At 46.2% G+C, this 23,728-nt stretch carries 19 protein-coding genes and 1 riboswitch; of the genes, 7 read left to right on the top strand and 12 right to left on the bottom strand.

Translation table 11 applies throughout. From position 1 onward, the window contains the following. Window positions 1–172: 172 nt before the first annotated feature. Entirely contained in the window at window positions 173–4,111 is a 3,939-nt protein-coding gene (locus ACSQ8P_RS08700; protein ID WP_436234812.1) for an endo-1,4-beta-xylanase, read from the top strand. A gap of 268 nt (window positions 4,112–4,379) precedes the next feature. Here the strand turns inward: ACSQ8P_RS08700 and ACSQ8P_RS08695 are convergent, their stop codons facing one another. Beyond that, on the bottom strand, window positions 4,380–5,144 hold the full coding sequence (locus tag ACSQ8P_RS08695) for a hydroxypyruvate isomerase family protein (protein ID WP_436234811.1): 765 nt from the start codon (window positions 5,142–5,144) through the stop codon (window positions 4,380–4,382). Window positions 5,145–5,216: 72 nt separating this feature from the next. Between ACSQ8P_RS08695 and corA the strand changes: the two genes are divergently transcribed. Together corA and ACSQ8P_RS08685 are read left to right on the top strand one after the other, a co-directional pair. Next, window positions 5,217–6,167 (top strand): magnesium/cobalt transporter CorA, encoded by a 951-nt coding sequence (corA, locus tag ACSQ8P_RS08690; RefSeq protein WP_436234810.1) that lies wholly within the window; start codon window positions 5,217–5,219, stop codon window positions 6,165–6,167. A gap of 2 nt (window positions 6,168–6,169) precedes the next feature. Further along, window positions 6,170–7,087, top strand: coding sequence for a helix-turn-helix domain-containing protein (locus ACSQ8P_RS08685; protein ID WP_436234809.1), 918 nt, complete (start codon window positions 6,170–6,172; stop codon window positions 7,085–7,087). A gap of 325 nt (window positions 7,088–7,412) precedes the next feature. On the opposite strand, the gene ACSQ8P_RS08680 is transcribed toward ACSQ8P_RS08685, so the two are convergent. From ACSQ8P_RS08680 to ACSQ8P_RS08670, 3 genes are read right to left on the bottom strand one after another with little or no spacing between them, the layout of a single operon-like run. Next, complete coding sequence (locus ACSQ8P_RS08680; protein WP_436234808.1) at window positions 7,413–8,246, bottom strand: hypothetical protein; 834 nt, start codon at window positions 8,244–8,246, stop codon at window positions 7,413–7,415. Between the two features lie 21 nt (window positions 8,247–8,267). Further along, window positions 8,268–9,095 (bottom strand): hypothetical protein, encoded by an 828-nt coding sequence (locus tag ACSQ8P_RS08675; RefSeq protein ID WP_436234807.1) that lies wholly within the window; start codon window positions 9,093–9,095, stop codon window positions 8,268–8,270. 3 nt (window positions 9,096–9,098) lie between these two features. Continuing rightward, the gene (locus tag ACSQ8P_RS08670; RefSeq protein WP_436234806.1) at window positions 9,099–10,151 is read right to left on the bottom strand and encodes a glycoside hydrolase family 88/105 protein; all 1,053 of its coding nucleotides are present in this window, start codon (window positions 10,149–10,151) and stop codon (window positions 9,099–9,101) included. Between the two features lie 192 nt (window positions 10,152–10,343). Here ACSQ8P_RS08670 and ACSQ8P_RS08665 point away from each other — a divergent pair, with 192 nt between their 5' ends. From ACSQ8P_RS08665 to ACSQ8P_RS08655, 3 genes are all read left to right on the top strand, one after another. Beyond that, the gene (locus ACSQ8P_RS08665; protein WP_436234805.1) at window positions 10,344–10,961 is read left to right on the top strand and encodes a hypothetical protein; all 618 of its coding nucleotides are present in this window, start codon (window positions 10,344–10,346) and stop codon (window positions 10,959–10,961) included. Window positions 10,962–11,149: 188 nt separating this feature from the next. Further along, window positions 11,150–12,415: an erythromycin esterase family protein gene (locus ACSQ8P_RS08660; protein ID WP_436239484.1), complete on the top strand. Its 1,266-nt coding sequence runs from the start codon at window positions 11,150–11,152 to the stop codon at window positions 12,413–12,415. Between the two features lie 521 nt (window positions 12,416–12,936). Continuing rightward, window positions 12,937–13,905 carry a cation diffusion facilitator family transporter gene (locus ACSQ8P_RS08655; RefSeq protein ID WP_436234804.1) on the top strand — a complete coding sequence of 323 codons (969 nt, stop codon included), beginning with the start codon at window positions 12,937–12,939 and terminating at the stop codon, window positions 13,903–13,905. A 59-nt stretch (window positions 13,906–13,964) separates the two neighbouring features. Here the strand turns inward: ACSQ8P_RS08655 and ACSQ8P_RS08650 are convergent, their stop codons facing one another. The 7 genes from ACSQ8P_RS08650 to ACSQ8P_RS08620 form a co-directional block, all read right to left on the bottom strand. Further along, window positions 13,965–15,026 carry a LacI family DNA-binding transcriptional regulator gene (locus ACSQ8P_RS08650; protein ID WP_436234803.1) on the bottom strand — a complete coding sequence of 354 codons (1,062 nt, stop codon included), beginning with the start codon at window positions 15,024–15,026 and terminating at the stop codon, window positions 13,965–13,967. Window positions 15,027–15,163: 137 nt separating this feature from the next. Then, window positions 15,164–15,988 (bottom strand): ABC transporter ATP-binding protein, encoded by an 825-nt coding sequence (locus ACSQ8P_RS08645; protein ID WP_436234802.1) that lies wholly within the window; start codon window positions 15,986–15,988, stop codon window positions 15,164–15,166. A 1-nt stretch (window position 15,989) separates the two neighbouring features. Beyond that, a complete protein-coding gene (locus ACSQ8P_RS08640; RefSeq protein ID WP_436234801.1) occupies window positions 15,990–16,808 on the bottom strand; it encodes an ABC transporter permease in 819 nt (272 codons plus the stop codon). Window positions 16,809–16,830: 22 nt separating this feature from the next. Continuing rightward, a complete protein-coding gene (locus tag ACSQ8P_RS08635; protein WP_436234800.1) occupies window positions 16,831–17,850 on the bottom strand; it encodes an ABC transporter substrate-binding protein in 1,020 nt (339 codons plus the stop codon). Between the two features lie 65 nt (window positions 17,851–17,915). Next, window positions 17,916–18,024, bottom strand: a riboswitch (guanidine-I (ykkC/yxkD leader). A gap of 524 nt (window positions 18,025–18,548) precedes the next feature. Continuing rightward, a complete protein-coding gene (sdhB, locus tag ACSQ8P_RS08630) occupies window positions 18,549–19,313 on the bottom strand; it encodes a succinate dehydrogenase iron-sulfur subunit (RefSeq protein ID WP_057313085.1) in 765 nt (254 codons plus the stop codon). Window positions 19,314–19,315: 2 nt separating this feature from the next. After that, window positions 19,316–21,079 (bottom strand): succinate dehydrogenase flavoprotein subunit, encoded by a 1,764-nt coding sequence (gene sdhA, locus ACSQ8P_RS08625; RefSeq protein ID WP_436234799.1) that lies wholly within the window; start codon window positions 21,077–21,079, stop codon window positions 19,316–19,318. A gap of 16 nt (window positions 21,080–21,095) precedes the next feature. Continuing rightward, complete coding sequence (locus ACSQ8P_RS08620; protein ID WP_436239483.1) at window positions 21,096–21,752, bottom strand: succinate dehydrogenase cytochrome b558 subunit; 657 nt, start codon at window positions 21,750–21,752, stop codon at window positions 21,096–21,098. A 277-nt stretch (window positions 21,753–22,029) separates the two neighbouring features. Here ACSQ8P_RS08620 and ACSQ8P_RS08615 point away from each other — a divergent pair, with 277 nt between their 5' ends. Further along, complete coding sequence (locus tag ACSQ8P_RS08615) at window positions 22,030–22,926, top strand: LysR family transcriptional regulator (RefSeq protein WP_436234798.1); 897 nt, start codon at window positions 22,030–22,032, stop codon at window positions 22,924–22,926. Window positions 22,927–22,938: 12 nt separating this feature from the next. Here the strand turns inward: ACSQ8P_RS08615 and ACSQ8P_RS08610 are convergent, their stop codons facing one another. Beyond that, entirely contained in the window at window positions 22,939–23,694 is a 756-nt protein-coding gene (locus ACSQ8P_RS08610; RefSeq protein ID WP_436234797.1) for a response regulator transcription factor, read from the bottom strand. Between the last annotated feature and the right edge of the window lie 34 nt (window positions 23,695–23,728).

Here is a 23,728-nt window from a genome sequence, read left to right as displayed (position 1 = left end):
CCTGCAACACAACCCGATTTTTATTTAATAATTACAGTATCATGTAAAGTTTCTTTAGTTAAACGTGTTTTTGATCAAGCTATAATTACGTTGGAAAGGAGATGTTTTCAACGAAATGTAAACGCTTAACTAATTTGCTGATTACTGATTATGGAGAAGGGGATTGCCAAATATGAGACGAAAATTCGTTAGAGCCGCCTTAATCTTACTCGTTACAGCTTTAGCTATACCATCAAGCCTGTTTACCACGGTTGCGAAAGCTGCGACTGCCGAGAGCATCACCATGTATCATGAAACCTTTGCGAGCGGTCAAGGAAAAGCAACGAAAGCAGGTGACGCTAACCTGTCGCTGATCACCGGAAAAATGTTTACAGGCAATGATGATGCTAAAGCTTTATATGTAAGCAACCGAGTTAACAACTGGGACGGGGTTGATTTCAAATTTAGTGACATCGGCCTGGAAAATGGTAAAACCTATACGGTAACCGCAACCGTCTATGTTGACGCTGATGTAACGGTGCCCATAGGCGCACAAGCTGGTTTTCAAACCGTAAATGGCTATCAGAATACGATTTACATGAATTATGAAGCTGGCAAAGCGCTCACTTTAACCAAGGAATTTACTGTGGATACGAGCAAAGATAGCGCCATGCGTATTAATTCGAACAATGCCGGGGCAGCCGTGCCGTTCTACCTTGGTGATATCCTGATTACCGAAAAAGTGTCTTCTGGCCCTGTCGTTGAGACACCAAGACTCCCTGCTGTAGATTTCACCACTATCACTTTTGAAGATCAAACAGCTGGTGGATTTGTCGGTAGGAAAGGTACGGAAACACTGACTGTCACCAATGAAGCCAATCATACCGAAAGCGGTACACGCGCGTTAAAGGTAGAAGGCAGAGCAGAAACATGGCATGGACCATCACTACGTGTGGAGAAATATGTTGATAAGGGCTACGAATATAAAATTACGGCCTGGGTCAAGCTTATCTCGCCTGGAAGCTCGCAACTCCAGCTGTCCACACAGGTTGGTAATACAAGCGCAAGTTATAATACGATTGACAAAAAAACAATTAGCACCGAAGACGGCTGGGTTAAATTCGAAGGAACCTACCGTTATAACACGGTACCCGATGAGTTTTTGAGCCTATATGTGGAAAGCGCTAGCAGCAAAGATGCTTCTTTCTATATCGACGATATCAGCTTTGTTGAGAGCTCGCCGCCAATCGCCGTACAAACCAATTTAACTCCTATTAAAGATGCCTATCAAAACGATTTCTTGATTGGGAACGCGGTATCGTCGGCAGATCTGGATGGCGTTAGACTTCAGCTTCTCAAGCTGCACAACAATGTTGTTACAGCAGAAAATGCCATGAAACCTGATCAAACGTATAATACAAATAAAGAATTTGATTTTGCTACGGAAGATGCACTTGTTACAAAAATTCAGGCTGCGGGACTTAAATTGCATGGGCACGTACTCGTATGGCATCAACAGACACCTACGTGGTTGACTACGACAACCGATTCACTCCCACTAGGACGAGTTGAGGCTCTTGCCAACTTGAAGAACCATATTAAAACGGTCATGGAGCATTACGGTAACAAGGTAATCTCGTGGGATGTCGTCAACGAGGCGATGAATGATAACCCATCTAACCCGACGAATTGGACAACAGCGCTGCGTCAATCCCCATGGAAAGCTGCCATCGGAGATGACTACGTAGAACAGGCGTTTTTGGCTGCAAAAGAAGTGCTGGACACGCATCCTACATGGGATATCAAACTTTATTACAATGATTATAACGAAGATAATCAGAATAAAGCGCAGGCTATTTACAGCATGGTCAAAGAAATCAATGATCGCTATGCACTGACACACCCAGGCAAACTCCTCATCGACGGCGTCGGTATGCAAGCGCACTATAATTTAAACACGAATCCGGACAATGTTAAGCTGTCACTGGAGAAATTTATTTCTTTAGGCGTACAAGTGAGCATATCCGAGCTAGACATTACGGCAGGAAGCAACTCTCGCCTTTCCGAGAAAGAAGCCATTGCTCAGGGCTCTTTATACGCACGAATGTTCCAGATTTTCAAGACTCACGCTGCTAGTATCGAGCGCGTTACCTTCTGGGGACTGAATGATGCTACAAGCTGGAGAGCCAGTCAGAATCCGCAATTGTTTAATAGCGATCTGCAAGCCAAACCTTCGTACTATGGCGTAATTGACCCAGCAGCATTCTTGGCCGCACATCCGCCTGAACCAGTGGCAGAAGCTAATCAATCAACAGCCAAATACGCTACCCCTACCATCGACGGGAAAGCTGATGACGCGGCTTGGAGCCAGACACCTGGAATGCCGATCAACCGGTATCAGCAGGCTTGGCAAGGGGCAAGCGGAGTAGCAAAAGCTCTATGGGATGATCAAAACCTGTATGTTCTGATCCAGGTTAGCAACGCTGAGCTTGATAAAAGCAGCTCAAATACCTATGAACAAGACTCCGTCGAAATCTTCTTGGATGAAAATAATGCAAAGACATCGTCCTATGAAGGAGATGACGGACAATACAGAATCAATTTTGACAACGAACAATCATTCAATCCAGCAAGTAAAGCAACTGGTTTTGAATCCAAAACCAATATCTCCGGAACAAACTACACGGTTGAAGTGAAGATTCCGTTGAATACAATAACGCCTAGTGACAATAGGAAGCTTGGTTTCGACGTACAGATCAATGATGCTAAAAGCGGTGCTCGTCAAAGCGTTGCCGCATGGAACGATACGACAGGAACTGGCTTTCAGGACACATCTGTTTACGGCGTGCTTAACCTAACAGGCAAAAACACCAGCATTGATCCTGGCACTGATCCTGGCACAGGCACAGGCACTGGCTCCGACAGTGGATCCAGCACTGACACTAGTACCGGCACTGACAATGGCAGCGTTGGTGGTACGATCAAACCTGAATTGAAAACCGATAATGGACGCACGGTAGCTACGATTTCAGGCGACACCTTGAAAAAGGTGCTTGAGAAAACCTCTTCTGCAACAAACGAGAAGAAACAAGTTGTCATCGAAGTGCCGAAGCAAGCGAATGCAACTTCATATGAAGTGCAATTGCCTGCACAAAGCCTGAAAGGTCAAGAAACCTTTGAGCTTTCAATGAATACAGCAGACGCGACAATCCAAATTCCAAGCAACATGCTGTTAGGCGTGACAGAAAACGCTGAGCAAGTGTCCATTCGCGTAGCTAAGGTTTCTACGGACAACTTGGATGCAGCTACCCGTGAACAAATCGGCAACCGTCCAGTTATCGAATTGACTATAGCAGCAGGCGATAAAGTCATTGCATGGAACAACCCTAATGCGCCTGTAACTGTAGCTATTCCTTACACACCAACAACGGAAGAGCTTCGTGATACAGATCATATCGTCATTTGGTACATCGATGGTCAAGGCAAGGCGACATCGGTTCCAAATGGTCGCTACGACGCGGCAAGTGGAACGGTTGTCTTCCAAACAACCCATTTCAGCACCTATGCGATAGCATCCGTATTTAAGACCTTTGGGGACTTACAAAACGTGCCTTGGGCTAAACAAGCTATTGATACCATGGCATCTCGCGATGTCATCAATGGAACAACCGAGAACAGCTTCTCGCCAGAAGGTTTCATTAAGAGAGCGGACTTCATCTCGCTTCTTGTCAGAGCACTTGAATTGCCTAGCACAGGCACAACTGAAGCGATGTTCAGCGATGTCCCACAAACCGTTTATTATTATGATGAGCTAGTTATCGCGAAGGCATGGGGCATCACTACCGGCTTTGAAGACAATACCTTTAAGCCAAACAGCAATATCTCCCGCCAAGATATGATGGTGATGACGACACGCGCGATGGCAGCAGCAGGTAAGCTAGTCCAAGCCGGCGGAACTTTAGACGCTTATCCTGACGCGACGAGTATATCCAGCTACGCGAAAGACAGCGCTGCAGCCTTAGTGAAATCTGGGATTGTATATGGCAAGAACGACAAGCTTGCTCCGAACGATCAGCTCACACGTGCTGAAGCAGCAGTCATTCTATACCGTATCTGGAATCAGCAATCATAGTCTATTTATTCGATTAACTTCATGATCTATCCTAACCTAGGTTCAGTTTCGTCAAGGCGATCTCCCTTATCGAAACTGAACTTGGGTTATTTCTTTTTCAGCCTCTAAACAAAAAAAGGGACCTAGCCAACGGGGCTGGGTCCAAAGTTTATATTAAAAAAGGGGGTCTTGTTTATTATAATACCCTTCCTATGTTAGAGGACTGTAACAGGAATGTTCCAATTGTGTTACAAATGTTTTATCCGCGCAACAATTGCCACGTTCCCTCTTACTTCAACAGTTTTCGAAGCCCAACCTGCGGCTCCTCCAACGGGAAATATTCCAGCCCCATATACCCCTCAAACCCGGTCTCATCTATGGCATTGAAAATCTGTTCATAATTCAGCTCACCATTGTCGAGCTCATGTCTGCCAGGGTTGCCAGCCGCATGGAAATGGCCGATCAATGCGATATTCTCTCGAATGTTAGCGATCACATTTCCTTCGGTGATTTGTTGATGGTAGATATCAAACAAGACCTTCACATAAGGGCTTCCTACTTGTTTGATGATATGGAAAGCTTCTTCTGATGAAGCCAGGAAATATCCTTGATGATTTACTCGCGTATTCAGCGGTTCAATCAGCAGTGTTACGCCTTCTTTTTCCAAAAGAGGCACACACGCCCGCAGCCCCTCAATCAGCGATTGTGTCTGATCTTCTCGTGACACGCCCTCAAGCTCTTGTCCAACTTGAGAAATCAGCTTTGTGCAATTCAGACGCTTCGCGACTGCAATGGATTCGATGAGTCCCTCGATATAGATACTACGCTGAGTTGGATCTACCAAGCTCGCGAACTTCGTGCAAAATGTCGCAATCGTAACCCCTGCTACGGCCACGGCATCCGCGACGACGTCAATATCCTTTTGCCACCAGGACCAGAACTCAATTGTATCGTAACCGATCTCCTTCAGTTCATTCACACTTTCCCTAAAATCACGCCCTTTATAGAGCGCATCCATACAAACGGAGAGCTTCATCCCTATCCCTCTTTCCATTCTGATCTTTCTCCATTGTATGGTAAAATGAATAAAATGCCTATGAAAAAAATGATTTGCTAGGAGTCCCTTATGATACGAACACTTGCCGTCACAACCGATTATGCTGTGATCCACGATCTCCCTCTTGAGGAATTATCAGCCCCGACGATTCGGTGGTACTGGGTTGATTTCTATAATCCAGATGAAAAAGAAGCCTCAAAGTTGAAGGATCATTTTCACTTTCATCCCCTCACCATCGAGGACTGCTTTCATTTCATGCAACGACCGAAAATCGATCATTATCACAATGTTCATTTCTTCGTCATGCACGCCATCAATGCGAAGACGTTGGATGCAGAAGAAGTCGATATGTACCTTGGGAGCAACTATATTGTTACTTTCCATTTGCATGAATCCAGAGAGATAGAAGATGCTTGGACCCGGGTATCCCAGCAAGAAAGTCTGCGAAATCAGGGGCAAATCCATGCCGCCTATTTAATTCTAGATAATCTCGTCGATCAATATTTCCCTAGTGTCTATCAAATTGAAGACCTGCTCGACGATATGGAGAATAAAATGAATGCCGAAGCCATTGATGCGTTGATGAACCAAGTTTTTGAAATTCGTTCTCAACTGTTGAAATTACGTCGTACCATCGTCCCGATGCGTGACCTGCTGTATAGAATCATCAGTACTGATCGCATTGAACAGGTGCGTGAGCATCTCGTTTTTTTCACGGATATTCACGATCATCTACTCAAGCTCTCTGAAATGGTGGACTCGAACCGTGAGATTACAGCGGATATTCGGGATAGCTATATCTCGCTCAATTCCAATCGGATGAATACCATTATGAAAACATTGACGGTCATTACGACGATTTTTATGCCATTGACGTTTATCGCTGGGCTGTATGGGATGAATTTTACTTACATGCCTGAACTAGAATGGCATTGGGGATATTTCGCCATACTCGCCATCATGTTAGGCATTGGCATAGGCATGTTCGCTTGGTTCCAGAAGAAGGGCTGGTTTAAATAACGATGGAAGATGAACAGGTTAGCTTCGCTATCGATGATTATACGAATCATTTTCTGGCTGCCTATCCCGTTCACTGTGAATTTCGGACGATTCCGCTCGAGCAGCAGTTACTGCATTCACATAACGGATACGAAATCTATCTGGTCTTGCAGGGTACCGGCACTTATCTCGTAGGTGATCGCTTGTATCCGCTTCACGCAGGCAGCCTAACGATCATACATCCGAATGTCATTCATCGACCGTTTCATGGACATAGCAAAGAATTTTATCGTTATGTCTTTTCCATAGATGAGTCTTATTTAGATCAATTGCACACCATTTGCAAATTATCGGATCTCTCCATTCCTCGACTGCTTGCCGAGCGTCATCCGGATTCCAACCATTTTTTTCTGAGCGCCCAGCAGCTAGATCGTGTCCAGACCCTGTTCGCTGAGCTGACACAGGCACTAGTTGGGCATGAGCTGGGCTATGAGCTGGCTGTACTGCGAAGCATCGCAGACTTTTTCCTTATCGTATTTGGCTTGCAGGGTGAGAATACTACGAAACATACAGGTGACCAGCACCTCGCCCGCGATGTGCTTTCCTATTTAATTGGCCATCATCAAGAACCTCTGTTGATTGAGGATCTTGTGACACGATTCCCTGTTTCGCGATCGCAGCTCTTTACCTTGTTTAAAGAGACCACAGGTACGACGATTAAACAGTTCCTAATTGAGTATCGGCTGAATAAGGCGAAACGTTTGCTTATAGAGTCCGATTTAGCCGTCTCGGAGGTTTCAGCTGCCGTCGGGTTTGGCGACATGTCGCATTTCTTCCACGTGTTCAAGAAGGAAACCGGCTTGACGCCGAAGCAGTATCGGGTTGAGGCTTTTAAACGACACATTAAACCTAACTACCTAAACACTCCTCCTGCCAAATAACTGAACACGTATTCGATCAATTAACTGAATTAACTGAACGTTCCACTAACCTAATAACGAACGCTCCTCCCATCAATTAACTGGATTTTATGTAGCTAAATTTGCCCGATTAAGCTGAAATTGGGAACTAACTGGATTTCCTACATTTAATTTGGGACAAATGCTTCCAAATCGCCTGATTCGGCTAGATTAACTACATAAAATCCATCTAAATTGAATTTGATGGCGATTTCGGCGAAATTAGCAGCATATTTTCCAGTTAAAATTGCGATGAAAAAAAGAGGTGCAGGAAATGATCCCTGCACCTCTTTAGTGACACCTTTGCTTACTGCACGCTTTCAAGCAAATACCGGGGTAACTCTACGCGATTATTTCGGTAGAAGTCCCACGTCTTCCCTGGTGCCATCGGCACCGTAATCGACATCTGCTCGTCCTGAGCACCAATTGTAGCTGTCACAGAATTTGCCCCAAGCTGAATATCAACCGCCGGCAGCTGCTCCGATTCACCAAGGGATAATGCGAAGATCCATACGGCTTTTTGAATCGCATGGAAATCAAAAGCCTTCTCCTCGCCCGCATAGATGACATAATCCAAACGAAGCTTATCTTCACTGAGCTCCGCTGCAACCTCAAGTGCTCCGTAGTCCGACTCCTCCAGAACAGCTTCAATCCGAAGCTGAGTATCTCCGAGCATCGTCGTCAATCGTTTCCCTTCTACAGCAGTAGACAGTTCGAGCTCATCTATTTCCCCGCCGAGCAGCAAACGAATACGCAAATCCTTCGCTTGGAACTTGCCGTTGATCACATCTAGCTCCTGATGCCACGCGCCATTATCTATCGCCAAATTAAAGCCGAACAGCACCTGTTTGCGTGACTGTACACCCGTATAAATAGCCGAGCAGAAGTCCTTCCCATCTTTCAGAAATTGCAGCTGTACGAACACTTTCTTCCCACCAACATCCACGAAGCCCAGTAAATTGCGGCGTTGATTCCACATGCTGCCGATCGTGTAGCTTCCGAGCGAAAGTTTCTCATTTTGATACGTCGTCGCATAGTTCTGAAAGCCCGCTTCCGATGCCATCATCGTTGGCTCAATGAAATACCGTTCCTCATTGGAGCTAAAATAAGCATGATACTTCTCTGGACATTGTATGCCCAACGATTCTTTATTGAGCGCATTTCACAGGAAATGCTTTTCTCGCTCCGTCAATAATGTGTAATAGCAACGACTGTATGGACCTCCCCATTCCCCAGTCGCTGGGTGGAAATGCTTCGCAATCATCTCCCAAGCAATGTCTAACAATTGCTCAGCAAGAGTTACGGCCATACTTGTAGCCGATTCTTGATAGATGCTATCCAATTCTTCAATCGCAATTGGCGAATAACAAGGACTGTTATACTCGGTAAAAGTGCCGATCCCTGAGGTAAATGTATGAAATCGCTTCAGGCGCTGCTCCCCGTAGCTGCGAATCTCGTTATCCCAAAGCAGCTCGCCGCCAACCAGCGTAACAAATGCCCCCATAATCGCAATGTTCGTATAATGTGGTCCCACATTTCGAAGGATGATCGCTTGGCATGCGTGGTAAATCGCCTCACGGATCTGTTCAACTAATGCCTCAGGAAGAAATTCTGCATATTTTTTCAAGATAAGAACCAATTTCTTTCCTTGAAAATCCGCCATATTCCAGTCTGGACGATCCATTTCATCTAGCGATTCTTCATGGTAGTAGGGCCAAATGCCGTACGTGGCTCGTGATGAATCCTTATCCTGCCGCTCAATTACAACTTCAAGGATTTCAGCTGCTCGTTGAATATTTGCCTGCCCGCCATATCGTAAAAGATCATAGGCATAACACGTTGATGGATACAGTTCGTACACCAAAGGATGCGTGTCTGGTTTAAGAGCCGTATGATACGTCTGTGTTAGCGGAGTCCGAATTAGCTTCACGTTTTTATCAAACTTTAATTCATTTACTCGAATAGCCTCCAAAAGCGCCTCATTATTCATAACTTATTTCTCCTCTCGCAATGCCTCAGTTAATAGCATCAACACTAGACCTTGCCCGTATAACGTTGGATACGTTGGAATATCATCTTGGTAGGCCTGAATCGTTGGCATCACAGGCGTCCCGCCGGATACCCCCTTCACGATGCCTTCCTCCGTAATATAGGGCACAATCGAAGTGAACACTAGCTCCACTGAAGCAGCAGTTTCTTCTAGACGAGGGATTAATCCCAGCTCCATACCTTTCAAAAGGCCATAAGCAATTCCCGCGCTTCCCGACACTTCTCGATAAAAATGCGGTTGATCCATAACCGTGCTCCAAAGTCCGTCTTCCTGCTGGTACGCAAGCAGCCCTGACATTAGGCGTCCGTATCGTTCCTTAAGCTCATCCGGGATGGCTACAAGCTGATCAATCTCCTTCACGATCAGCGGAATGCCTGCTGCGATCCAGGCATTCGCTCTGGTCCAACGTGCCGCTGACATATGATCACCCGAGCCGCAATTCCAGCCGTGGAAAAGAACATTCGTCTCCACATCCTGCAACAAACGAAGATGAATTAGCACTTGCCTCAATGCTTCCTCTGCATAAATTGTACTGCTCACCATCGACGCTGTGCGCGCCAGGAACAGCACTGCCATGAAAATCGTATCCGCCCACACCTGTTCAGCGAATGCCACATTTTCCGTCACCGTATGCTCGAAAGCATCATCTTCTCGGGTTCGTGGTGTTTCGTTAATCAGCCATTCTGCTACACGAACTGCTTCATGTCGGAACCACGCGTCATCCGTAATACGATATAAAGATGGGAATATTGCATAAGGCGCGATCGAATTGATCACCTTCGTGCCTTTCGCTTTTTCACTATTATGCTTCACCCACTCAAGCAAATAGGCCAAGACTTCAGGATTACGAGTTGCTTCGTAATACTCCAGCATGGCAATCACACCAACACCAGGTACCCAGTCCCAGTGATGAATGTCCATCCCCCATTCGCCAGAATGATCTTTTATCATTTCTTGCCATACCTTATATGCGTGATTGGCAGACGTCGAATTCATTGTTTGGGCAGCTCCTTTTTATAAAAAGATTACCTAAAGAGTAGCATCATTCGCACGCGCGTTGCTTGGGCTTCCGTCCCAAAAACATGGGGAATCGTCCAGGAAAGTAGATGAGGTTCTCACAGAACTTTCCCAGCCGCTAATTTACCGTTATACTAAATGGATACAATTGGAAAATGGAGGTACATGCCGATGGCTTGGTCCGAATTGCATTTGGTACCCAATGAATACAATGACGAAATGAAGAAGATTGATGAATCGCTTCTGCAACTGCTTACGGAGCGGAAATCCATTGCAAAAGGCAGACGATTTTACCCGCAAAAGGAAGTACTCCAAGAATGGTCAACGCAATTCGGTATTGAAATTCCTCAAATCAACTGGCTACTTAACAGTCTGAATGAGAATTACCCTGTCATGCCGAATGAACCAGGTGATTTGGAGCATGTCATGCCCATCATGAAGAAAACTGTCGTCGGTGATTTTGCGTATACATTGACACATGCGATGCAGCACCAACACAGTAGTATTGTCTACGTTGAAATCAAGCTCATTCAACTCGATGGGCATTTTGGCAACTTCCGACCACAACTCCAGCTTGATGTTATTGGCAACGAAAGCTACCGCATCCTCCGAAATGGTTCCAAAGGCGGCGGTGGGCAAACCCAAATCACCTTCCTCGTCACACCGCGTTTACCTGATAACTTAGAGGGCTTACGTTTTGCATTAATTCCGTATGCTAGTCCGATGGAGTCTCCGCCTAAAGAAATCATTTTGGATCAGGAAGTTCAATTTGATTCGGGAAAAGATTAGCCGTTGGCGTGAAGAAGGATTTGTCTACCCCCGTGACCATGAAGAGCTCTGCAAGCAGTGAATTAATAAAAGACTGATTCTTCGTAGATTATTGATCTATGGAGAATCAGTCTTTTCGTCTTTATCAACCTTTTTTGGTGCATACTACGTATGATAATCAATAGGAATAGGAGTAAACACTAGTGAACATTACTGAACGCATTGTGGAACAAATCAAGAAGCAGGCTTTGCCTTTGAACAACTCTGATGATTTGGATGGGTTAATCGAAGCGATTGGCGATAAGAAGTATGTTTTACTTGGTGAGGCCACGCATGGAACTTCTGAATTTTATAAGCTGCGCATGGAGTTAAGCCGTAAATTGATTGAATCGAAGGGCTTTTCATTCATTGCAGTTGAAGGCGACTGGCCTTCCTGCTATGAGGTTAACCGTTATGTGAAGCAATACAAGGATGCGAAGCCAAACGCTCAAGCTGTTATGGAAGGTTTCAATCGATGGCCAACGTGGATGTGGGCGAATGAAGAGGTTGGGGAGTTGATGGATTGGCTCAAAAAACATAATGAAGATAAACCGATGGAGCAGCGAGTCGGTTTTTACGGGCTCGATGTCTATAGTTTGTGGGAGTCCTTGGAAGAAATCGAACGCTATTTGCAGGAAAAAGGCACGCCTGAGCAGTTAGCCTTGGCAAGAAAAGCCTTTGAGTGCTTTGACTCCTATGAAAAAGAGGGTCAAAACTACGGCGTTTCCGCAGCTTTCTACGGTGAAAGCTGTGAGGACGATGTTGTGAAGCTGCTGAAGGAGCTTCATGCAAAGCGCCTGCGCTACGACGAAGACAGCGAAGCTGCCCTCAGTGCTGAATTAAACGCGCTCGTCGCTGTCAACGCGGAGGATTATTACAGCACCATGGTCAAGCACGACGCGGAGTCGTGGAACGTCCGCGACCGTCACATGGTCGAGGCGCTGCGCCGCCTCGCCGACTACCACGGACCAGACGCCAAGGTCATCGTCTGGGAACACAACACGCACATCGGCGATGCGCGTGCAACAGATATGCTGGCCGACGGCATGGTCAACGTCGGCCAGCTTGTGCGCGAAGCGCACGGTGAAGCCGATGTGTACGCCATCGGCTTCGGCACGTACCGCGGCACCGTCATTGCCGCGAAATCTTGGGGCGCGCCGATGGCGACGATGCAAGTGCCCGCTGCCCAGCCGGGCAGCTGGGAGGAGCTCATGCATCGCGCTGGCGCGCATGATCAGATCCTCCTGCTTTGCAAGGAGGATCCGCTGCTCGGGCACGAGGTACTGGGGCACCGTGCCATCGGTGTCGTGTACCGCCCCAACTATGAACGAGGGAACTATGTTCCCTCGGTGATGGCCCGGCGGTACGACGCCTTCGTGCATGTGGACGAAAGCCATGCGCTTCGTCCACTCACTATAGAAAAAGTGCTTGTGTGAATTCACACAAGCACTTTTTCTTGTAACTAGTAGAAATTCAACGCATCGTTAACAGCTGGATTTTCCCTATTTTCAATTATCTTAATTATCCTGCTGCCGAATTGAAAAGAATCCTCTTACACGAATTTGCTCCGTGATATTGGTGAATTCGGAGACTACACAAAAAAAAGGAACCCAGCCAACGGGGCCGGGTTCTAAAAGTTTATATTAAAAAGGGGGTCTTGTTTATTATATTACCAAGTGAACATTATGGAACCATAACAGAAATATTTCATTTCTGTTACAAATTAGAAAACGCTTTATTTCCACCGGCTTATCTCCTTTATTTTCTTCGGCATTATCTACTTTATTCTCTGCGACTTATCCCCTACAGTTTCTGCAACAGCATCTCCGCTCTTGTCCTCGCCCCCTTCGCCCAACCTTTATTTAAATTCCTTCGCTAATTCCAGTTGCACCTTTCACCCATCTGGCATATACTAAGTATATATTAATTAGAATAATTCTAAATAAGGAGGAACCCTATGAGCGTCCAGTATGACTATCATCATCTCCACCATGTGAAAGAACAAAGTAAGTCAAGAAAAACCCTGTGGGTTACCCTTATGTTAACTGCATTTTTTACTATTGTTGAAATTGTCGGTGGAGTGCTTTCGAATTCCCTTGCTCTTTTATCCGATTCTGCCCATATGATTTCAGATGTCTTAGCGCTGGGTCTGAGCATGGTCGCCCTACAGTTAGCTACACGACAGCCCAATGCTCGCTTCACATTCGGATTCCTGCGTTTTGAAATTGTCGCTTCTTTTCTCAACGGATTAGCGCTTTGCATCATCGCTTTGGGTATTTGCATAGAAGCCATCCAACGTGTCCTCCACCCCCAACCGATACAACTGGGACTCATGCTTGGCATTGCTTCGATCGGGTTCGTCGTCAACCTCATCCTCACGTTAGTTCTCCATAATAGCGTCAAGGAGGAAGACAATCTGAATGTGCAAAGCGCACTCTGGCATTTTTTTGGAGATTTGCTTAGCTCGGTAGGTGTCATTATTTCAGCCATTGTTATTTATTACTCAGGTCTTCTCTGGTTCGATCCGTTGATTTCGGTGGTGATTGGGGGCATTATTTTTACAGGTGGCAGCAAAATCATCCGAGAATCCTTCATGATCCTGATGGAATCCGTCCCTGAAAAGTTTAATCTAGACGAAATCCGCTCCGTGATCGCGAAGGTTGAAGGCGTTGAGGATGTCCACGAAATGCATCTCTGGGCTGTATCGACAGACCATTATTCCCTGACTGCGCACGTGTTTATTAGCCCCAGCATTCAGCCCTTTTGTGTCATCCTCGCTATTAATGAAACGTTGAAGAGCAAGTACGGCATCGAGCATGCCACGATTCAAATCGAACACGCGGGCATTAATCCGCACGGAGAGTACGGGAAAGATTTTCTGCGGCAGCAAAAGCAGCTGAAACAACAAAACCACACAAGCGCCTAACCTCCGGCTGTGTACAACAAACAAACCGTTAATCACTTTTCCCAAAGTGACTAACGGTTTTATTCGTTTTGCGTAGATTTACGCACAACCATCTCCATATCAATGAGCAGCTCGTGCCCCTTCATCTGAGCCAAATATGAATCCAGCAGCTTCGCACTTCCTTCATCTACCTCTTCCCCCATCTGCCTCATCAGGAAAGCCGCAACTAACCGCGTTTGCAGCTCGACTGGCATCTCGAAGCTCGTAATGGAAGGAATGCTAGCCTTCGCAAAATGCTCATTATCCATACCAATGAGCTGTACCTCATCGGGAACTCGGATGCCACGTGTGTGGCATTCAGCGATCAGCTCCAACGCTAACGCATCATTGAACGTGTAAATGCCGATAGGTCGCAGCCCACCGCTCACACGCAGCGCCTCATCCAAAGTGCCAGCCACACCCAGCTCTCCGGCATCCAAAAGCGCATGCACGATCATCTCCGCGCTGTCACCAAGCCCCGCAAGAAAACCCTCGATTCGCTGCTCATTCGCGCCCATTCCCTTACGTCTTCCCACATAGAAAACAGCTCGGCAGCCATGCGAAAGAAAATACTGCACTGCTTGGCTTGATGCCTTGGCAAAATTCAAATTCACCGCCAGCTTCGTAATCTCATTCGGCCAGCCCCAGCCGTTAAATATGACAAGCGGCGTTCCTTCACCCACTAATTGCTGCGTGGAATGTGTGCTAATCGCCAAGCCATGTGAAACTAATCCATCCACTCGTCGTTGCAGTAAATGCTCTATATGCCTCGTCTCAACCTCAGGATCCATTCCTGCCGCCGAGAATACAGATAAATGATAACCGTAACTGTGAAACCTCTGTTCCAGCTTCTCAGCAAATCTCCCATAATACCCGCCAAAATGCGGGAGTATTAGTCCTAACTCATTCGAGCGCCGCCGACTTAAATTCGTTGCCATGACATTTCGGCGATAACCTAGTCTTACAACCGCTTCTTCTACTTTGCGGATGGTTTCCGGTGACATCGGAACCTTCCTACGGTTAATAACATTCGACACCGTCGCAATGGACACGCCAGCCTCAGAGGCAACATCGACGATGGTAGCTTGTTTATTTTTTTTCATCCTATGCCCTCATTCTTGAAACGCTTAAACTTATTGTAGCTAGAAGGGGTTTGCTCGTCAAATCTCTGCCGCTATGATCACACCCAACACAAAAGGCACCACACGCAGATCAATCTGCTAATGGTGCCCTAATGCCCTTACTCGTCGTGATGTCCAATCAACGAAATGATCTGCTTCTTCAGCTTCACAAAAGCTTCGGAATCCTTCGCATCCTCCACGTACCGCAGCCCGCGAGGTATAACAATCTCACTGCGGATCGTGCCTGGATGCGCCTGCATGACATACACCCGTTCTGAAAGGAAGATCGCTTCCTCAATGTCATGGGTGATGAAAACAACCGTCGTTTTCTCCTTTTCCCATATCCGCAGCAGCAGCTCTTGCATGGCATTTTTCGTTTGCGGATCAAGCGCGCCGAACGGTTCATCCATGAGCAGCACATCCGGATTATTCGCCAAAGCCCGCGCGATCGCGACCCGCTGCTTCATCCCGCCCGAAAGCTCCTTCGGCAATGATTTCGCGAACTTATGCAACCCGACTAATTCCATGAAGTGATCGGATATCGCTCTCTTTTCGAACAAAGGAACACCCTTCAACGTCAAACCGAATTCAATATTCTCTCTCACGGATAGCCATGGGAACAACGTATAGCTCTGGAAGACCATGCCTCTGTCAGCACCAGGACCTTCAATCTCATGTCCATTGATACTCAGATCCCCCATCGTAAAGGGCTCTAATCCAGCAATAATTCGCAATAAGGAAGACTTCCCGCAGCCAGAAGGCCCGACAAAGCTGACAAACTCATGCGCATCAACGTGAAAGGACACACGATCCAAAGCTACGAATTGCGACTTCTTCGTACTGTATACTTTCGTAACATCGACAGCTTCAATTTTTCGTACACCAGCACCTGCAATTGTCCCCTCAGAAGGCACGTTATTGTAATCCAAGTTCAATGCTTCCATCTTAACGCCCTCCTTCCAACCATGGGAAACACCGCTTATGACAATAAGCAAAGGTGCGATCCGTCAGTAAGCCCAGCAAACCAATCGCAATAATGCCTACAAAAATCTGATCCGTGTTCAAGAACCTTTGCGCCTTCATGATCGAAAATCCGAGACCACTGCTAGCCGCAACCAACTCTGCAACAACCAGATAAGTCCATGCCCATCCAATGATTAAACGCAGCGTGTTCATCAAATCAGGCAGCAGTGCTGGAATGAGCACCTTCTCGATCACTTGCCAGCGTTTCGCACCGAGCGTATACGAGGTCTGCAGTAAATCATTGGACACCGACCGTGTGTTGTCTGCAACCATCAGCATTAATTGGAAGAAACACCCTAGGAAGATTACGAGGACCTTCGCCCACTCGCCGATCCCCGCCCACACCATGATCAAGGGAATGAACGCCGTCGCAGGCATATATCGAATAAATTCAGTAGGTGGTACTAGAATTGCTTCAGCAAATCGATACGTACCCGCCAAAATCCCAAGCGGTATCCCAATTAAACAAGCGAGTAAGAATCCACCGCCTACCCGGAAAATACTTATCCAAACATTTTGCCAGAACACGGGGTTCTGTAATTGAATCCCAAACTGCCGGAGCACCTGATCCGGTGTTGGAAGGAATGTACGATTTACCAAATTGCCATAGCTCATCATGCTCCAGAACATCAACACAACCGCTATGATAAGCACGACACCAGACAAATATGATTTACGGCTAATTTCACCTCGTATGGCAAACAATGTGGACTTGCGTCTCTTTTTCACCAGCGTTTCCATCTGCAGCCCTCCTGTTCAGCCTTTAATTCTTACGATCCTTCATGACTTCCTCCACAAAATGGCCATCCAAAAAGGTTTCCGATTTCGGTATTGTGCTCAGCATATCTAAGCTTTTTAAGAATTCAGCTGTCTTTCCCGAAGTAAATGCTAGCGATTCGAAGGAATCTGCTTTGGCGAAGGCTTTTACGTTATCCTCCAGTTGGAAAATCTTCACGCTGTCCACGCCAGCTTTGTATTCATCGATCGGCGTCTCTGCCGCTTTAGCCATAATTTTCAAAGATTCCTCTGGGTTCGCTTTCCAGTAGTCCAATGCGTCAAACCACGCGTTAATGATTTTTTTCACATCGTCTGGACGATTCTTCGTAATTTCCTCTTTAAACACGAGCAAATCAGGAATCAATCCCGGGGTATCCTTGGATGAGAAGAGCAGCTTCCCTTTTCCCTCTTGAATGGCTTTGCTTAGGAATGGCTCCCAGAGTACCGCAGCATCCAGGTTACCCGCTATGAACGCCGGCCCTGCATCGTTGACTGTCATATTCGTATAGGAGACATCTTTCTCTGCTAATCCTGCTTTCTCAAGCTCTGTCAGCATCAGAAGATGATCGACGGTTCCAAGCTCAGTTGCGACTTTCTTACCTTTCAAATCTTTCAAAGAATTGATACTTGGCTTCACGACAACACCGTCGCCGCCATTGGAATTATCATTGACCAGCACGGCTTTGAGCTTAATGCCTTTGCTTACCGGAGCTAGTGTATCACTTAACGTCTGACTGTTTGCATCCACTTTACCTGAAGCTAATGCGGATAAGGAGTCACTGTATACTGGGAACCAGACCAGATCCACGTTTACGCCATTTTTCTCGAAAAAGCCTTTCTCCTTCACAAGGTACCACACGAACCAGCCCGGCCAAGGACTGAGCGCCAATTTGATCGGCTCATTGCCCCCTCCTGCTTGCGTGCTCGCCTCTTTGCTTCCACACCCGCTGATTACTGTAAAAGTTAATAATACCGCCAACATCAGAAATATTGTCTTTTGTCTCATTCCCCGAACTCCCTCTCTGGTTAAAATGATTAGGAAAAAGCCCGGAATGATATCATATCCTGATATCCTCCCGGGCTTTTATCCCTCCGTGTGCACGATGAAGTTCATCGTGTGTCTTCTCTTGGACCTGACCGATAGCCTTCATTCTATCGCGGAACCCTAGAAAACATGTTTGCTATGCGGTTGTTCCTTCGTGTCTTACTTTTGTCTATATCATACTTAGATTGGGTGATGATGTCAATATATATAACATAAATAATTAATAGGTTGTCAAAATGAGTTGATGCGTAATATTATATAACATATAGAGCGTATAAATGGAGGTGTCGCGATGCATTCGATTCATTTCCACATTCACATGTTAGATAAAAAGCACATCCAACCCGCCTCAGCCATTAGATCAACTGAAGCAGCTTCACCCGAATTTGCCGAAACCAATTCGCCGAACCCTTCTTCCCAGTACCCTCACCTGCTGTCCCCTATAAATAAGCATGATGCACCAGTATCACCCGACTGCCCCGCAGCTCACTAACCCTCTACACATGATCCAGATGACCTGAGAGTCTGACTCAGGTCTTTTTGTTGTTCCAAGATGTGAGTCTCGGAGGGGATATCCGCGCCGCCTTGCTTCTCACCGCCAAAACAAAAAAGCCCGACCCTCCCCTTACAAGGGAGGACGGACTTCATTTCAGCGTTGCTTACACGCCTAACCATTTCTTGAACAAGTGCTTCGTCGTGTCCGCATTCAATGCTGCGATCGACGTCGTAAGCGGAATACCCTTCGGACAGGAGCGTACGCAGTTCTGCGAGTTACCGCAGCCTTCGATACCGCCATCTGTCATCAGCGTATCCAAACGCTCGTCTTTGTTCATCTCACCTGTTGGGTGAGCATTGAATAGACGAACTTGGGAAAGTGCGGAAGGCCCGATAAACGAGTTCTTGTCGTTTACGTTCGGACAAGCTTCCAAACACACGCCGCATGTCATACATTTGGACAATTCATAAGCCCATTGACGCTTCGACTCGGCCATACGCGGTCCAGGACCAAGATCGTATGTTCCATCGATTGGAACCCATGCTTTAACCTTTTTCAACGCGTTGAACATGCGTCCACGGTCGATAACAAGGTCACGCATAACAGGGAATGTGCTCATTGGCGCTACACGAATCGGCTGCTCTAGCTTATCTACAAGCGCGGAACAAGCTTGACGCGGCTTTCCGTTGATGACCATGGAACAAGCGCCACATACTTCCTCCAGACAGTTGGATTCCCAACATACTGGTGTTGTTTTGTCGCCATTCGCATTCTTAGGATTACGCTGAACTTCCATCAAACCGCTGATCACGTTCATGTTCGCGCGGTAAGGAATTTCAAACTCCTCTGTATACGGTTTAGAATCCGGACTCTCTTGACGAGTCACGATAAACTTCACGGTTTTCGTTGCGCTTAGTGTCTCCGCCATGATCAGGATCCCTCCTTTTTCTTCTCCGTGGAGTAGTCACGTTTACGAGGTTTAATCAGCGATACATCAATTTCATCATACGAAATCTTAGGACCATCTGGCGTCCAATCAGCGATTGTCGTTTTCATGAAATTGTCATCATCACGCTCAGGGAATTCTGGCTTGTAATGTGCACCACGACTCTCATCACGCATCAGGGCACCAACTGTCATCGCTTCAGCAAGCTCGAACATGTTCCAAAGTTGACGCGTGAACGCAACCCCTTGGTTGTTCCAACGTGCCGTATCGGTGATGTTGATGTTGTTGTAACGCTCTTTCAAATCTTTGATCTTGCCAATCGTTTCAGTCAAACGATCGTTGTAACGAACAACCGTCATGTTCGCATTCATCATGTCGCCTAGCTCTTTATGAAGGACGTACGCATTTTCCGTACCATTGTTCATTTTGAGCAAGCTCTCATAACGATCTTGATGGCGTTTCTTCTCACGATCATAAATGATGGAGGACGTATCATCCGCATGCTTGGATAAGCCGCGAATATACTCAACCGCTTTAGGACCAGAAACCATGCCGTCATAGATCGCCGAAACGAGGGAGTTCGCGCCCAAACGGTTTGCACCGTGATGCTGATACTCACACTCACCTGCTGCGAATAGACCTGGAATGTTCGTCATCATGTTATAGTCAACCCACATGCCGCCCATGGAATAATGAACCGCTGGGAAAATTTTCATTGGAATTTTACGCGGGTCATCACCCATAAACTTCTCGTAAATTTCCATAATACCGCCGAGCTTAATATCAAGCTCTTTCGGATCTTTATGAGAAAGATCCAAGTAAACCATGTTCTCGCCATTAATACCAAGCTTCTGATCAATACACACGGAGAAGATCTCACGTGTTGCAATATCACGAGGCACAAGGTTACCGTAGGCTGGATATTTCTCTTCAAGGAAGTACCAAGGCTTACCGTCTTTGTATGTCCAAATACGTCCGCCCTCACCACGTGCAGATTCGGACATCAAGCGCAGCTTGTCGTCTCCCGGAATCGCCGTTGGGTGAATTTGAATCATTTCACCATTCGCGTATTTCACACCTTGTTGGTAAACCGCACTTGCTGCCGTACCCGTGTTAATAACGGAATTCGTTGTTTTTCCGAAAATGATCCCAGGACCGCCTGTCGCCAAGATAACCGCATCAGCTGGGAACGTTTGAATTTCCATGCTGCGCAAATCTTGTGCTGCGATACCACGGCATACGCCTTCGTCATCAATAACCGAACCAAGGAATTCCCAGTGTTCGAATTTCGTTACGAGACCCGCTGTTTCCCAACGACGAACTTGCTCGTCGAGCGCATATAGCAATTGTTGACCCGTTGTTGCACCAGCAAATGCAGTACGGTGATATTTCGTACCACCGAAACGACGGAAATCAAGCAAACCTTCAGGTGTACGGTTAAACATAACACCCATACGGTCCATCAAGTGAATGATTCCTGGAGCCGCGTCGCATAATGCTTTAACAGGAGGTTGATTTGCTAAGAAATCCCCCCCGTATACTGTATCGTCAAAGTGCTCCCACGTGGAGTCACCTTCACCCTTTGTATTCACCGCACCGTTAATGCCGCCTTGCGCACATACGGAGTGGGAACGTTTCACAGGAACTAAGGAGAACAATTGTACATGTACTCCGGCCTCTGCTGCTTTAATTGTCGCCATGAGTCCCGCAAGGCCTCCGCCGACGACGATGATTTTTGAATTAGCCACTTCTGTTCACCCTCCCTTAATGCCCCGTATGCGCTTCTACTGGAACCGAAAATTGTGTATCTGTAAACGCAGTTAATGACATGATAAACATCACCGTCATTAGAACGAACAAGCCCATTGTAATGATTGTCGAAAAGCGTTGCGCACGCGGTCCAATTGTAATACCCCAGCTCACTAGGAATGACCATAGGCCGTTCGTGAAATGGAATGTTGCAGAAACAATCCCCACAAGATATAACGTGAAAATAACTGGATTCGTTGCAATATCATGCATCGTTCTGCCGAGCTCTTCATGTGCCACATTGCCTAAGGCAACCTGAACACGCGTCTCGAATAGATGCCATGCAATGAACAAGAAAGTAAGTACCCCTGTCACACGTTGCAACATAAACATCGTATTACGGAAATACCCGTAGCTTGATACGTTATTACGTGATTGATACGCTACATAAAGTCCATAAACGGCATGATAAAGAAGCGGAAGCCAGATTCCCACGATTTCCATGAGCAATACTAGAGGCAAACCGTTCAACCAGTTAATTTGAGCCAAAAATTCTTCAGGCCCTTTGGTTGCTTCATAGTTAGTGAGCAAATGCTCAATAAGGAAGAAGCCCACTGGAATAACACCTAGTAACGAGTGGATCTTTCGAAAGTAATACGAATTACTCATAATGTAACCAATTCCCCCCTCAACAAAATTCAATCACAACTAACATCCGACAAGTTTTGACAAAAACAAGCCACATATCATTGTACTCTCGCCGCAAACGAGCGTCAACCCATAATCATCCACGCCTATTTTGCCAATTCAGTCAATGATTATACACAAAGGTTCACGAAATATAGCTAATTTGTGACATGTACATCGTACCTCTTTCACGCTTATAATGGAAGTGCCGTTTTTTTATATCTACTTATAACTATTTCACATATAGAAGTGAGGGAAACGTTTGGAACTGTTAGATGTCTTCGCCATCGTCGTCGAACAAGTCAGCCTCAATAAAGCGTCACAATTATTAAACATTTCACAACCTGCTCTATCACGAAAAATTATGAAGCTTGAAGATGAGCTTGGGGTGGAGCTTTTTATCCGGAAGGGGAAAAGGTTGGAGTTAACTAAAGCGGGGCAAATTTGTTATGATCACGCCTTAGAGAAGCGTCATCTTGAGCGAAAGTTCAAGCAAGCTCTTCATAGTTATAAAGCCGCGGGCAGCCCGTCATCTCTTACCATTGGAGCCTCTCTGACAACACTCCAATCTACGCTGCCTGATCTCATAACGGATTATTTGCAGGACTATCCACTGACAGATATCAAGCTCCTTACCGGTAAAACACATGAGATTGTCTCGTTGGTAAAAGACAATAAAGTGGATATCGGCATCGTTGCCTCCCAAATTAACGCGACAAGTCTTCACTGTGAGCCTTTGTTTGACGACCATCTCAGCCTGGTGCTCCCATCCGGACATCCCTTGATCGATCGAACGGAGATTACGATGAAGGATTTGAATGAATTGCCGATGATCCTTTTTTCCAAAGGTACGTGGTATCGCATTTTGATGGACGAGCTATTCAATCGTTTCACGATATTCCCCAATGTTCAAATGGAGATCGATTCCTTCGAAGCGATCATACGGCTCGTCTCTACCTGCAAGACGGCAACCTTATTGCCTAAATCCTATTTACGCGAAGATTTAATTCAGAATAATGAACTAATTTTGAGAGAACTCCAAGAATTGGAACAAACGAAACGAACAACCTCACTCATCTACTCCGATCACTCGGCAGATAATGCTGAATCCATGAAATTCGTCACCCAAGCGATCAACTATTTTGCCATACGCCGCTAGACTCTAACTTCCTTACATTGGCACAAATTTATAGCCTACGCCCCAAACGGTCCGAATCCATTTCGGCTCTTTGGGGTTGTCTTCAATCTTCTTACGGAGATTTGCGATATGTACATCGATAGCCCTGTCGGTAACAAAAGAATCAAATCCGCGCACGGTTTGCAATAAATCTTCACGACTGTACACGCGACCCGGGTTGTTAATAAAGCATTTCATAATCTCGAATTCCGAATACGTTGTCTCAACGATCTCACCATATACACGCATGGAACGCGTGTTCGCATTCAGTGTTATCTTGTCTTGCTTATCCATTACAGCCGCACGAATTGTTGATTTAGCCGGTTTTACTTCTTCCTGTTCTTGTTGTCTCGACTGTAACGCAGGAAGCTGATTTATGGATGGAAATCTTTGCGCGCGGCGAATAAGCGCATGAGCTCTTGCAATCAATTCATGCATACTAAATGGCTTACACATGAAGTCATCCGCGCCTGCTCCTAAAGCGTTGACGCGTTCAATAATTTTATTTTTCATCGAAATAATCATGATGGGCACACTTGAGTTCTCACGAACTTGGCGACAAATCGCTAGCCCATCCATGTCTGGGAGCACCCAATCCAACAGAATCAGATCGGGTTGAAATTGTGGTATTGCTGCAATCCCACTTGTCCCATTCTCCTCTCGGATGACATGGAAACCCTCTTCCTTCAAATACATCGTGACCATATCACCGATCATCGCATCATCTTCGATCATGAGTACCTTGTACATGCGTTGTCCACCTTCATAAAGAAATTCCCTTGCT

The sequence above is a fragment of the Paenibacillus sp. LjRoot153 genome (assembly GCF_964253085.1).
GTDB lineage: Bacteria > Bacillota > Bacilli > Paenibacillales > NBRC-103111 > Paenibacillus_E.
Note: the sequence above shows the minus strand (reverse complement) of the source record. Positions and strands in the feature narration are given on the sequence as shown.